This window comes from Chitinophaga sp. (assembly GCF_039596455.1).
Lineage (GTDB): Bacteria > Bacteroidota > Bacteroidia > Chitinophagales > Chitinophagaceae > Chitinophaga.
In genome coordinates this window covers 23,322-37,289 of record NZ_JBCNJR010000014.1, presented here as the reverse complement: position 1 = coordinate 37,289, position 13,968 = coordinate 23,322, and the positions used below count along the sequence as shown (strand labels likewise).

At 47.1% G+C, this 13,968-nt stretch carries 10 protein-coding genes; 2 read left to right on the top strand and 8 right to left on the bottom strand.

Going from position 1 to position 13,968, the window contains the following annotated elements; translation table 11 throughout:
• The first annotated feature begins 97 nt into the window (after positions 1-97).
• Together ABDW36_RS25315 and ABDW36_RS25310 are read left to right on the top strand one after the other, a co-directional pair.
• Complete coding sequence (locus tag ABDW36_RS25315; RefSeq protein WP_343704738.1) at positions 98-244, top strand: hypothetical protein; 147 nt, start codon at positions 98-100, stop codon at positions 242-244.
• A 30-nt stretch (positions 245-274) separates the two neighbouring features.
• Entirely contained in the window at positions 275-628 is a 354-nt protein-coding gene (locus ABDW36_RS25310) for a helix-turn-helix transcriptional regulator (RefSeq protein WP_343704737.1), read from the top strand.
• A 48-nt stretch (positions 629-676) separates the two neighbouring features.
• Here the strand turns inward: ABDW36_RS25310 and ABDW36_RS25305 are convergent, their stop codons facing one another.
• From ABDW36_RS25305 to ABDW36_RS25270, 8 genes are all read right to left on the bottom strand, one after another.
• Positions 677-1,117: a hypothetical protein gene (locus ABDW36_RS25305; RefSeq protein WP_343704736.1), complete on the bottom strand. Its 441-nt coding sequence runs from the start codon at positions 1,115-1,117 to the stop codon at positions 677-679.
• 2 nt (positions 1,118-1,119) lie between these two features.
• A complete protein-coding gene (locus ABDW36_RS25300; protein ID WP_343704735.1) occupies positions 1,120-2,124 on the bottom strand; it encodes an RHS repeat-associated core domain-containing protein in 1,005 nt (334 codons plus the stop codon).
• Between the two features lie 481 nt (positions 2,125-2,605).
• On the bottom strand, positions 2,606-2,950 hold the full coding sequence (locus ABDW36_RS25295; protein WP_343704734.1) for a hypothetical protein: 345 nt from the start codon (positions 2,948-2,950) through the stop codon (positions 2,606-2,608).
• 4 nt (positions 2,951-2,954) lie between these two features.
• Positions 2,955-6,767 carry an RHS repeat-associated core domain-containing protein gene (locus tag ABDW36_RS25290; protein ID WP_343704733.1) on the bottom strand — a complete coding sequence of 1,271 codons (3,813 nt, stop codon included), beginning with the start codon at positions 6,765-6,767 and terminating at the stop codon, positions 2,955-2,957.
• 880 nt (positions 6,768-7,647) lie between these two features.
• Positions 7,648-11,013, bottom strand: coding sequence for a SpvB/TcaC N-terminal domain-containing protein (locus ABDW36_RS25285; protein ID WP_343704732.1), 3,366 nt, complete (start codon positions 11,011-11,013; stop codon positions 7,648-7,650).
• Positions 11,014-11,188: 175 nt separating this feature from the next.
• Entirely contained in the window at positions 11,189-12,193 is a 1,005-nt protein-coding gene (locus ABDW36_RS25280) for a hypothetical protein (protein ID WP_343704731.1), read from the bottom strand.
• 5 nt (positions 12,194-12,198) lie between these two features.
• Positions 12,199-13,104, bottom strand: coding sequence for a hypothetical protein (locus tag ABDW36_RS25275; RefSeq protein WP_343704730.1), 906 nt, complete (start codon positions 13,102-13,104; stop codon positions 12,199-12,201).
• Positions 13,105-13,107: 3 nt separating this feature from the next.
• Complete coding sequence (locus ABDW36_RS25270) at positions 13,108-13,959, bottom strand: hypothetical protein (RefSeq protein WP_343704729.1); 852 nt, start codon at positions 13,957-13,959, stop codon at positions 13,108-13,110.
• Between the last annotated feature and the right edge of the window lie 9 nt (positions 13,960-13,968).

Sequence of the window (13,968 nt, the reverse complement as noted above, 5' to 3'; positions counted from 1 at the left end):
AAACAAAAGGGAGGGTAAAAAACACATCCATAGCGGGTGAAGACGGCGCAAGGTGCCTCCAGGTCAATGTCTCCAATGCCGCCTTCACCCGCTATGGATGCACCAAGACAGCACTGCCGCCGCCGCTTTGCAGCTGCCGCACTTCACCCACCGTCTGCCACACCGGCAGCCGCTTTTCTCCTTCTACCTGCCGCAAGACAAAACTCTCCCCACCCGCGCCCGTCTACCGCAGGTAACGCCCTAGCAGCGCCAGCGCCTGCACATACTTGTTGATATGCCCCGCGCTATGCCCTCTACCCGTGCGGATGCCCGTTTGCAGCTGCGCAAGCAAAAAGGCTGGTCACAAACAGACCTCGCCAATAAGAGCAACGTATCCAGAGAGATTATTGGGAAGTACGAACGCGGCGACGCCACGCCCTCCATCGATTTTGCAAAGCGCATCGCGGATGCTTTGGGGGTTTCACTCGATTATCTCGTAGGGGAAGGCATCAATGCCCATTTTGATAAAAAAAAGCTCCAGCGCATTCAGGATATTGAAAAACTTGATGACGACACTAAAGAGAAGGTATATTTTCTCATCGATAATATCATTCAAAACACCAAAGGCAAAAAAGCATTTAACTCTTAAAACATAAAGCCCGCGCGGATCGCGCGGGCTTTGTTACTTAAGTTGAGATCACTTTATTTTTAGTACAGAATACCTGGTTCCAAACATTAAAATCAAGAATAAAGCTGCCAAACTAATGCCCAATAGAGGGTTCATCAAAAATTCAAGCCCATTAGAATACGCAAACCATAGTATTAAAAATAACCCAATACTTATACACGCATTCGCATAAACTACTTTCTTCTCAAACCCTTTATTAGACTTAATAAACTTGAGGCATACCAACATGATTAAAAAATACGGGACACTTATAAAAATCAATTTCGGATAGAGAAAAAAAGACCAGAAAGAAATTAGTATTTCCTTATAGCTTTCACCACGATCCTCCATGTCCATATAGGGCACTCCCTGTTTCGCCAGCACAGCCATTATCAATAATTCAAGTACATATTGAAGCAAGAAAACAAATAGTACAAAACTAATTCTTATCAATATTCTCTGGGCGTTCATAACTAACGTTTTTTCTCTTCTTCCGTATTACGAGTATTATCAAAATTTACCACGGGAGACGCTTTTTTATCCTTACTACTACCACTCGTATTATACCTATGCTCCATTGGTGCAAATAATGAAGTAGGGCCTTCTTTTGACTCAATTGGATTACGATTAAATAACAAATATGTATCTCCGGTTTTTTGATCAGTTACCCATAACTCGTAAGCAGGGAACCCATCTGTTGACCCTTTCAAAGAATAACTAAATGAGCCATCTTTATTGGGCGTTACTGTCAAAGTCATATCAGCATCAATGGATGGAGCTCCCGTCACAAGTTTATTACTTGCACTAACACCAAAATTAACAACGCCAGCATTAACTCCATTCTCCATGCCGCTAACATTACCGCGCACTGATCCGGCGGACGCATCACCTGATGTTTCTTTTACATTCCCATTCCGATCATAACCAATACTTCCATTCGCTCTATTACTGATAAGACTAAGCTTTTGATCATCAAAGTTCATATTCACGGACTGTTCTGTACGGTAAGCACTCGTATTTGCTTGATAAGAAGTACGATTGTCTCCTGCAAAGGACTTAGAAGTACCAAACGGATTAGGGTTGGCTAACTCCTTTTGCGGGATAAATGCCCGGAATGTTACAATGTATTTCTCAAGCCCTTCCAGATCAATAGCACGAATCACATCATTTTCCGCATAAGCATATGTTGAGTTATGCACATAATCTGAAGCAAGAGGATCCACCTGCAAGAACCTACCTATCTGCGGATCCATTGTACGCCATTTCATCTGGTAAGTATTCCAGCCCAAATCATCGTCCAATAGCTGGCCTGTAAACTTATACTTATTCTCCAGCCGGTTTGGTGCCTTGGTCGATATGCCCGCCATGGTGAGCCCAAACGGATAATAATGCGTCTCCTCCAGCACCGCCAGCCACCATGGCCACAGCTCATCATGGCCGCCGGTATTTAATGGGCAACCAGAAATGCATCGCGGCACAGATCACTGCCATGCTGCAGCTGAAGCGGCAGTGATAGTGCGGGAAGAGCATGTACCACATGGTGCACAGCGGCAGCCGCGCATGCAGCTGCCGATAAAGCCGGGATTGGTCATTCACCACTGTAACGGGAATAGAGCATCCACTTCGCAGCTCTTTTTTACGTCATTACTGCCTTTCCAGCCCCGTTGAATATCCCTCTATGCCCCTCACCTCACTTTTTCTTCCTTAAAACACCCTGTAAACGCTGTTTCCTGCGTTTTTTTGTCTTATCCAGATACGCCAAACGTATCCAGGCACCTTTTTTTTGCAGGTATTAGCTCAGAACGGTATCTCCAGATCATTGCTACACCAAATGCCGGACATTTCCGCATCAAGTCCACCTAACATTCGCTTCCCCTTCGCTGACCCTTCGGTATTCTCATTATAGTGAAGTAGCTGTGGGGTATTCTTTTGTCATAGTCATTGTATCAATTTTCAACATCACATTCTACCCCATTTTTCAATAACTTTTTGAGCTTGTCCCACGATTTCTCCCCATTTCGGGTCATTAATTATTTCTTCATCTGTATCTTTTGCATCGTAGTTATTTAGTGACTCCCTTAATTTTTTCAATTCCCAAATTAAGGTGTTTGACAGTTTTAGCTCAAAAGAAATTTTATCAACAAAATCGTCAAACTGGTAATCGTCAAACAATGTACACATTAATTCAGTATAAGAGGAAATTAATCCAGTATCATTATTTTCATTTAGCCACAGTTTTCGTTGCAAACTTGTATTTGACAGCTCAATTATTTTGTTATATATGTACTTTGATATCTCGATCATATATTTAAAACTTTGGCATTTTGTTAATATCAAATTGATTTAGTGGTATATGAGCAGCTGGCAAGTCTCCACTTTTCAAAGGATTGCCATTGACATCGTAAAATCTTCCTTCCTTCATGAACTTGACGTAGGGATTTCTCTGTGATGGATTGGGGCTATTGGGATTTCCTGGCATTTGTCTAATTATATTATGAGGATTTGAGGGGTCTTTGGATACTATTCCACCACCTTTTTTGCTCGCTTGTGTTACCCAGCCCTTCGGAGCTGTTTCCGTTTTAACAGTTCCTCCCGAACTTGCAGCGGGATTAACAGTCGCCCCTGCAGATGGATTAACAGTTCTTTCTCCAAATTGTGTCACCTGCGGTTTCTCTACTGTAATAACCGGTGTTTTTCCACTGCTCGTTTTATTAAACACTTTCGAAAACAGCGGTGATAATTTAGCCCCTGCATAACTTAAGCCTGCGCCGGCACCAGCAGATATTCCAAACTGCCCCCATTCAAAAGAAGCCTGTTTACCGTCATGTATGTTAAACCCTTGGTCTACAGCATTTCCTGCAGCACCGGACAACGCACCCGCCGCGATAAGCGCCACTGTTCCTCCTCCGGCTGTTGCTACTGTAATGTCAACCACCGCCCCCGCGACCGCTCCCGAAATCATTCCTCTACCGATTCCCTTTGCTACGTTTTCACCGCGGATAGCTGCTCGCACGCCGCCAACAACACCGCCAACAATTGCTCCTATTAATGTGCCTAAAAATCGTCCATCCTCATCATAAAAATATACCGGATTGTTAACCGCAAAATTATAGGGGGAATATTCAATATAATCTTCACTCAATGGATCTATTGCATGCCATCTCCCAATCTGTTGATCATACATCCTAGCCCCATAGTCATACCACTCCAGGCCACCGCCGTCACTAAACTCCCCATTCTGCAGTTCCTTCCCGTTATAACCATACCTATTCTGCTCCAGCTTATTAATCGCCTTCGTGCTAATCCCCACCATCGTCAACCCGAAAGGATAATAATGCGTCTCCTCCAGCACCGCTCCAGGGTTGTTGGTCACCACCAGGTTGTCAAAGAACACATCCTGCGAGGTCTCATTGCTGGTGTATACATACAGGAACCCGCCCTTCCTGATCACCATCTTGTCCTGCGCCAAGGTCTGCAACTGGTCTGGCTCCGCTTTCACCTGCCTGACCCCGCTGTTCTCGTCCACTAAGTTAAACTCATCATCGAATAACGCAAAATTCAGGTAAGCTTTCGGGCGATTGGCTTGCGCCGGGTCGGCCGGTTCTTTCTGCTTCATCCGCTGGTAGCCGTCATTTAAGAACTGTTCGTTCAACGGGCTGCGGGACAGGCCCTCTCCGGGCGTTTCCTTGTCACCCCCGCCCGGCTGGCCGCCGCCAAAGGCTCTCAGCAGCGAGGTAGCCATGTCTGCCACCGGTACCAGGGATTTGTCCTGCTTGCGCCCGATGGACTTGTAAAATGCCTTGGCACCAATAGAGATCGTATCCCCCGCCATCACCTTCAGCACCAGCGACGGCCCCACCCGTTTGTCCGGGTGCTGCCCGTTGAGCTTGGCCACCTGGCTGTTCTGGCTGCCCGCGGTGGCGTCTTGCGGGTAACCCGCCGGTTTGGCGCTGCGACTGGACTCGATATTGCTGAACAGGGCGTTCTCCGTAGCAGAGCGCTCCGTTTCCATGCTCGCCAGGTACAGCTGCTGCTGGCTGCCTTCCGTCAGCACCATCCGTACGTTGCCCAGGTGGTCTTTGATAAAGTAGTCGTAGGTGTAGTGCACCGGCTGAATGTCGGTGTTCACCCGGATGCGGCCTTCCTCATGGCTGATCAGCCGTAGTACGTCATTCTCATACACCAGCCCGCCATTGTAGGCCGTAACGGTGGTCTTGGGCTGTGGCCCGGTCAGGTCTTCCACCGTTTTGCGGTGTTTGATGCCCGCCGCGTCATACACGTACCGGATCGTGCCCTTGCCGGGGATGGTGATCAGCTCCGGCAGGTTCAGGTGGTTATAGCTGATGCCGGTAATGCCTTTGTTGTTATCATACTTCAGGTTGCCGTTGGGGTCCTGGTCGTAGTCCAGGTCATTTGCATTGCCTTGGGTGATCTCCTTGAAGTCCCCCAGCGTGCTGGAAGGATTATAGATGCCATCATACACGCCTTGCAGGCGGTTGCCAGTAGTGGCATTGGCTTTCGTGTAATTGTAACGAAGGTCATCAATGGGGCCGCTAGTGCCGGGCCCGGTCTTGCCCTCCTGCTGCATCCGCAAAATGTTGCCGTTGGCATCATAGGCGCTGGTGGGGGTTACCCCGTCACCCATCTTCACATTGAACTTCGTAGCAGGGTTCTCGGCCCAGGCATGCGTTGTTGCCGGACTTTCCCAAAAGTCCCCCTTCAGCAGCCGGTTGGCCGGATCATAGCTGTAACCATAGGCGTGCTTCACCGTCGAGTTATTGGTACCCCGCCACTTGATGCCGGCTATGTTGCCGTTGAACTGGTTATCGGAGAACCCGTAGTCATAGTTCAGCTCCTGGCCGAAGTAGTGGCCGTCGTCCGTGTTGTCCACATAGGCCTTGTTGATGCCTCGCAGCCAGCCGCGGATGTTATAGTCATAGCTCAGGCTCTCCAGTTCGTTGCCGTCACGCTTTTTAAACGTCTTTTTCTTCAGCTGCCCCAGCGCGTCATACTCGTTGGTGGCAATATCTGTCACCGTGCCGTTGTCACCCACTTTCTTCTGCACCTTCAGCAGCCGGCCACCATGGTCATAGCTCAGCATGGTCAGCAGCTTCACCTCCGGGACCAGCGTGCTGCGAGGGTTGCGCAGTACCTGGGCCGTGCTCAGCACCTGGCCGGAGAAGTTGTAGAGGTTGGAAACGATGTCTTCCCCGCCCGTGGCATTGTCTGCCAGCACCTGCAGCACCCGGCCTTTGGCATCATAGCGGGTGGTGGTCACCAGCCAGCGGTCATTGGCCCCGTTGCCTTCCAGCACCCGCACCTTGGTGCCCGTTACCAGCCCTTTGGTCTGGTTGCTGACAGGCAGGGCGTCGGTATGCGGCTGGGTCTCTGTATTGTAGGGAATACCGCTCAGCTGGCCCGGTTGGGCAGCTTTGGCCCCTTCGTAGCTATAGTCGTCGTAATAAGTATAGGTCAGCGGCTCCAGCTTGCTTTGGTCAAGGCCGGATAATGGGTTGCTGGCATAGATCGTTTCCGTGGTCTGGGTACCGTTGGGGTCCAGCAGGGTCTCAAACTCACTGGTCTGGCTGTCAAAGCCTGGTTCAAAGATGATCTCCTGGCCGGCTTTGTACACCAGCCGGTTGTCGTGGCTGTTGACCACCAGGCTGGAGGGTACCTTGATCTGGTGGACGATGGTTTGGGTGGAGGTAGGGCTGCCCAGAGCCGTGGAAAGATCAGCGGCCGTTTGGGTAGTCGCGTACAGCGCCGTCATCACCGGCCGGTTCAGCTCATCATAAAACGTAGCCAGCCATTCGCCTTTGTCATGAAGGTTACCGTCTTGCGAGAACACCAGCCGGTCTCTCACGTCATAGACCATCTCCACCGGCGCTGCGCCCGGCACCTGTTTGAGCACCATCCGCTGCCGGTGGTCATACACGTACCGGAAGCAAAGCTCCTTGCGGTGCACTTCGTCTGCCAGGCTCCAGCTCATACCGGGCAGTAGCTCCACCATTTTAGGCGGCAACACATACCGCAGGTTCCCCAGCTCGTCATACACGTAATAGGTGCACAGCCAGCCATCATGCCCTTCGCCTGCAGTGGTATTCAACTCCTTCTTCTTCAAAATAATAGCACCCTCATTATCATGATACTCCACTGTCTTCTTCCCATCCTCATCTGTTTTTATCAATGCCTTAAGTGCCCCTACACTATAAGTCTCTGTTGTTGTGGGGAAAGCATCAACTCCGCTGCCAATACGCCAAACCCGTATGTTATCGTTCTCTGTATTAAATGCATATTTATATTGCAAAGGCTTGTGCCCTCCCCTTTCAGACGTAGCAAGATCTTGCTTCGCCCAACTGTTTCCTGGAGCGAAGCTGGCTACCACTCGGCTAAGTGAAGAAGATTCGTAATCAATACGCTCATAAAAAACCGCCTCTCCGGAAAATATTTCCTGTAGCTTCTGATTTTGCTCTCCAAATGGATTCGTTCTAAAATTTCCATCTTCTGTATCAGAAGGATACGACAGATATTTGAACACCTCCCTGCCCATATTGTCATATATCATTGGCGAAACCAGGTCCTTGCCACCAGTTACCACAACCCCACTCGTTCCACCCGCTCCCTTTTGAACCACCTGTAACAAGCGGCCCAAGCCATCAGTATAATCCGTTACTTGCTTAATTTCATGGGGAGTGCGGGAAGGGTGGCTTACAATAGCAGGGTCTGTAATCTGCATCCGGGGCTCAAACCTTCTTATATAATTTGGCAGTGCGTCAGAATAAGGGATAGGAATATCAATAGGAACAGCTGACGGTCGACTGGTGCTCGACGGCACTTGGGCATACAAAACACCACTGCTTAACACGCAAGTCGTCAAAAGCAATAAAAACACCCATAACCGATTGCTGCAGCGACCGTTAAAATTCTTCGAATAAAGATACTTGTCTAGCATATTGTGGGCTATTTAGATAGAGATAATAAATGGGCTTGTTCAATTACCATTAAGGAACTACAACATACTCCCGCCCAAGAGAAAGATAAAAATCATAAGCGTACCAAAGCGGATTCCATCCAGGATAATTTACTTCCTCAAGAACCACCTCCTGCTTGAGCACAAACGACGTTCCTCCCGCTCTCATAGTTCCTCCGGTTTGGCTGGTATAGTAAGGCACTCCAAATCCACCTGGTCTGACAACAACCCGGTAAGACACATCAATAGGTCTAACATATTGAGGTATTGTACAGGCGGGATCTTCAAAAAACCGAACCACCAAAGTAGCGATCTTTATGTCAATCAGAAAGCCCTCCGCGCCCATACTAGAAGAGTAACGGACATTCTCGTAGAAGAGCTTAGCATAGATAGGTCTATTACATGAATTAGTTTGGCCCAGCGATCTCCAACGCGTTTGACCAAATGTAGCGCTGGAAGGATCAGTATCCGTTTGCTGCACTTCTTCCTCTCCGGTAAACATATTATTGCCATCCCGAAGGCATCTTTTAACTTGCGTATCTTTCCATCCACCCGCTGAAGACGTAAAGTATTCAAACTGATTGATAATATTTTCCGTATTGTCCTTAATCAGCTTTAGCCGCTGGAAATCATCGTACTCATAAAATTTTATCTGGCCGGCAGGATCCGTTTCAGATGTAATACCCACCAAAGGCTGGTGCGTATATGTTGTAACAAAAGTCCCTGGCAAATTAGTTCTGAGTTTGCTTAATTCCACCCGCATTTGGCTGTCAGTCAAGGTACCGGAATTTAGCAATGCCGTATCCACAAACTGAACTGCTGTATTAAAAGATGCTCCGGTTACTTTTGCAATTATTCGCGATCTGTTATATCCCCAAAACAAAGCGCAAGGCAAATCATTTGCCTGATGATACTGCAGTAATTCCCCGGACGAAGCATACAAATCGTAGAATACTTTAGGAGCGATCCGAGAGTCTGTTGCCATAATAGCATTAAGTCCTACATAATCTGAAACCGGATCTTTAATGTTTAAAGTTTTTACTATAGTTGGCAATACCCAGCTTCCAGTTTGTCCATAGCTGTTTATAGTGGCCCCGGTAACAAATTCTCCGTTTGCCGATTTATTTTTTTGAACTATTTCTAATGGAACAAGTATATTCCTTTGAATCATCTGATCTGCGATTCCTGTCAACGGCAGAAGAAAATCTATAGGATACTTGAATACGGCTATTGTGGAATCACCATTTGAACGCCACATCGTACTTTTTTCAACAAGGAACGGATAATTCTGCTTGTAGTCATTCCTAACGTATTCCTTGCCTGAGCTTCCTGACAAATCGCTTGCACATGTAATCGTTTCTTCAGTAACAATTTGTCGAACTGAGGGCACTTCATGGTAAAGTACAGCTACATATTTTACAGCTTCAAATGCTTGATCTGAGAAGAAGAAATGCGGTTTTTTTACTACACCCGCAATCTGAGAAGCACCAGGAACTTTTACCAATTCGTATTTATAATTTATTTGCTTTAGAATGGATCCACTACTGTTTATCAACTGCTTCTCTCTGAGCGTCCCCCTTTGTAGGTGATTTGGAGAATACAAGCCGAAGAAGCCATATCTATTCGGGCTAAATGATGTTACTGTCGTCACTATAAAGGGATCAACAAGAAATACTGCCACCGGTTTCTCAGGAAATGCACTAAAATTATTGAAAAGCTGCTTTTCCTTACTTTGATCCGGATTTATAATAGTCACCTCTGAGTACCCAATCGCGTTTCCATTAAGATCTAATAATTGGTACAAAGGAAGATCATGTTCAACAGTCGCTTCTCCATTTACAATTTCAATGGGATGCCCTCCTCCCGGGCCTGAAACTGGTTGATCGGTTCTTGTTACACTCACTGTAGATGTAGTATAGGCAATATAACCGCTGTCCGGATTGAAATCATGCTGAAGCTGTCCACTGGTAAGATTATCATTTCCAATGTAAACATACCCTGTCTCACTAACATTACCACGCTCCACTTGCTTTACAAGTCGAACTCTCAGTCCACCTCCAGAATAGATCACTCCATTTCTTCGAAAGGTATTCAATTCATATTCAAATTGCGTTTGCCCACCAGTTGGCCACTTGATAACGCTCAACACACCTGCCCTGTTCCTGGCGAGATTGGAAGCTTTAGATGCTCCTTCAGATTTCAAACGTTTTCCAGATGGATTGTGGTTATAGTAGCCCCAATGATCAAACTCTGCTGAATTTCTCGACGGTAAAACTTCATCTTCGTAATATTGAAACTCAGCCAAGCTGATGGACCTATCTCTATCATTATTATATTGTTCAATACCCAACAATTTATGCCGGGAAAAAGGGTTTGTACCATCCCCAAAATATCCATTCTTAAATCTAAAATCCGCATAAACTGTTCCGTTCGATTGAGTAACAGTTATCTTTTCAAACGCTCTTTGACCTAATATATCCCACCTTTCATTATATGTGAAAGATATTGTGGCATTAGGGGCGCTAATGCTTTTCAAAAAAACAGGATCGACAGTTGTAATCCGCGTACTATCTTCCTTGGTTTCCACATTTGTTTGACTACCAGACACAGAAACAGCTTTTGATTTAGAATAGTAGGCATAGCTGATCTGCTGGCCTTTCTCATAGGTAAAGCGAATTACCTCTCCATCTGGTGATCTCACTTCACTCAAATACCAACTGCTAATATATGATCTTTGGGACGGAGTAGTAATACTGTGCTCTCGCTCAATACTATTCGCGCCAAACAAATAAGAATTCCCTTTGGGATCTACAATCTCCCAGGTAGAATCAGCAGAAAAAATGCCATTCCTCTTGATTAAGTATCCCTGCTCGCTCATGAATTGAGGGGCTTTGACTGCATTAAAAACAATACGCCCTCCTATGCTGGACACAAAAATATCAGGCTCCATATCCCAATCTGTAATTGCAGTTTTCAACGCTGACTCGAAGCCACTGGACGTATGATCTGTACTTAAGCCAGTATTACCATTCATACAATATCCTTTTCCAGCAAGATCATCCGGCTCCCCCCGTACCGTTCGGGTGATCACTCCACCCACGTCCAATGTCCAGCCCAACCCTGCAGGTCCCGCAATATCCTGCACTTTGATACCAGACGAACCAGAATATTGCAGTGAAATATCACAGGAGATACTTCTTCCTTTAACAGAATAAATTGGAATTGAGACGTCCAATTTACCATTAAACAAATTAACGGGTGTTGAGGCGACCTTTGTCAAAGAGGAAGCATTTGCCGATGGCGGGATTAAATCCGCCTCAAACTGTGCGTACAAACTTTTAGCACAAATCAGCGAGAGGCCAACAAAGTAAACAATCTTTCTCAGTAATGCTTGCATAAATAACTATTTAAAACGCGTCTTATTCTCAGATATATAAAAACGATAATATCTATTTGTTTTCAAACTTGCCTAGACTAGTCTTATTCCAAAAATGCCATAACTCCGTTTGGTTTTAAACAGAAATACAGCAACAACAAAATGATATGAAGTGTAACTTTTCATAGATAGCATTTTATCGAGAAGCAATATCTTCCACAGCCTCCAGCCTCCTCTTCATCTCCCCCATCTCCTTCTCCTGCTGAATAACATACAACGTTAACTCCTCCACCTTCTGCAGCAGCTTCTTATTCATCTCCCCCACATCCAGGCCGTTCTCCACTACTTCCTTCTCAGAAGGCATATCCGGCAAATGCCTGTTCTCCCGGATAAACCGTTCCACTTCCATCAAAGGCGGAAGCTTGTAATCGTGTGCAAAAACGAAATCCGCCCAGCTTGCTTGCGTCACCTTTACTTTCAGCGCCTTCACCGTACCATTTACCGCCAGTTTTTCATCGGGCGCGGCAGTGCCTATCCCTACATTTCCGTTGTACCGGATACGCATCCGTTCAGTCAAACTTTCAGGCAACAATCCATCAGAAGTGTGAAAAACAAAGTCCATCCCCTGCACCAGCGCATTGTTGGAAAAGTAGACATTTATCCTCTCAGCACGCATTCTTGCGCCGATCTGTTCCGGGTGAATATCCCGCCAGGTATAAAAATCAATGTTATAGCCTCCTGGGCTGGCATTTACGGGTACCTGGATATTGCCGGCATCATGCGCCACTCCAAACCGCAGCCCTGAATTAGCCGCTGCACTGGCAGCCAGATGCAACTTGGCTTGCGGATACCTGATGCCCAGCCCCATGTAACCGTTTGATCTGAGAATACTGAGATACTCACCCAGAAAGTCGGTATCGCTGTATGCGTAAAGGGAAAAGTTACTGCCGTCGTTGCCAGCGCCGGCCTCCTCGGTATTCATGCCAATTGCCCAGCGGCTCCGGTTCTCGCCATAGTTCATCCGGAAATGACCATTGCCGCCGGAACCCGTTGCCTGGGTGGTTTGGAAGGTCTGCGCCGCTCCCCGGCCGGAGATATTGAAATCTGCCGGGGATTGCAGCGAAGTTTGATTAATGATGTACTGCGCATCTGCAATCTGCAGCGGCACCATGGCTACAATCAGTAAAACAAATATTCTCATGGCAGCTATTTTGCATCCAGTTTATTGATTCTCTCCTCCAGCAGGGCCAGCTTCTTATTCAATTCAATGATATACAACGCCTGCTCCTCCACCTTCCGCAGCAGCTTCGCGTTCATATCGGCCACATCTATCCCTGATTCCAGCACTTCTCGCTCTGAAGGCACATCAGGTAAATGGTGATGCGTCAAAATAAACCGCTCCAGGTCTTTGAGGGAGCGCAAGATGTACCCAGGCCGGAATACGTAGTCGGGCCAGCCCGTTGCAGTTACCTTTACCTTCTGCGCTGTTATTTCACCGGCTACGGCCAGTTTGGATTGCGGGTCTGTAACGCCTATGCCTACATTCCCGTTCCCGTTTACTTTCAGGCCAAGAGCAGCACCGTCACTGGTGAAAGGATTACCCACATAGAGGCTCCAGTCATTAGTCATAGGTACAAACTTGTTCACGGTCAGGTCATTTCCGCGGTTATCCAGTTCAACCCAGCCACCGTTCAGGTTGATTGACCTGATCTTTATGTTGACCGTAATCGGCTCCGCTATGCCTGCTACTTGAGTGGCCCGCACCCTGAAACGTGAATTGCCATAGGCAGTATTACAATCAACAGTAAAAGCATGGGCGGCAACGCCGGTGTATCCGTTACTGCCCACTCGGCCTGCCTCACGCCAGATGTCGGGATTGGCATGACTGATACTGGCAATATGCGTTGAAGCAGCTGCAATGTTTCCCCGTGTATATGAAATAGAGATTTCGTAGTAACCGCTGGCCCCCGCTTCAGTTGGAAACACTCGTACAAATTCAGCATAATCACCAACAGTGTAATTTGCCGGGAATACGATGCCTTTTGAATATTCCTGGGCCACAAGGGAACTGCACAAAAGGGCATGGATACAAAAAAGAATAATTTTTTTCATAGGTTATCTGGTTTGGGATGATTGTTCAAGTAATAACAACCGCTTCTTCACCTCCCTCATCTCCTTATCCTGCTGAATAATATACAAAGTCAGCTCCTCCACCTTCTGCAACAGCTTCTTGTTCATCTCCCCTACATCCATCCCGTTCTCCTCCACCTCCGCGGCAGCAGGTATCTCCGGCAGATGCTGATGCCGTTGAATATACCGCTCCACCTCCTGCAAGCTTGGCAAAGGGTAATCTTTATGGAATACATAATCCGGCCAGGCGCTCTGCATTTTCACGGTCACCTTCTCCGCGATCATACCGCCTGCCACGGCAAGCTTGTACCCGTGTGTTTCTGTTGTACCTACGCCAAGTTCCCCGCCTGCCCCAACTTTCAGTACACTTACATCATCCCCGTTCCTCACTATCAGGGGATCATTCCCGTACCCCTTGATGTAGGTGGTACTGCCAATATTATTATCAAGCGTCCCAAAGAAAAAGCGGTGCCTGCCGGTTACGTCTGTATTCCAGGTGTTGACAAGGGACTTCATATAATCTGCCGGGTTGAAATTTCCTTCATGATAAATAGTCTTCCAGGCATTCCAATTGACCCCATCTACTTTATTCCTGAACCTTATATCCCCCCAATACATCGCCTCCATCTGGAAAATCCCCGTACTGCCATAAGCATTAAAACTCAGCAGCGATGAAGCATGCAGCCCCACATAATGCACCGCCCGGAAGCCGTTCTCTCCAACATCATCCCGCTCTTCCGGAAGAATGGTACTCCGCAATTTCATGTAATCCGCATCCTGCGCAGAAAGGAACATAGGTACAAACAAGGCGGTCACCGCCATCCATAAATATTTCATAGGTCAAAT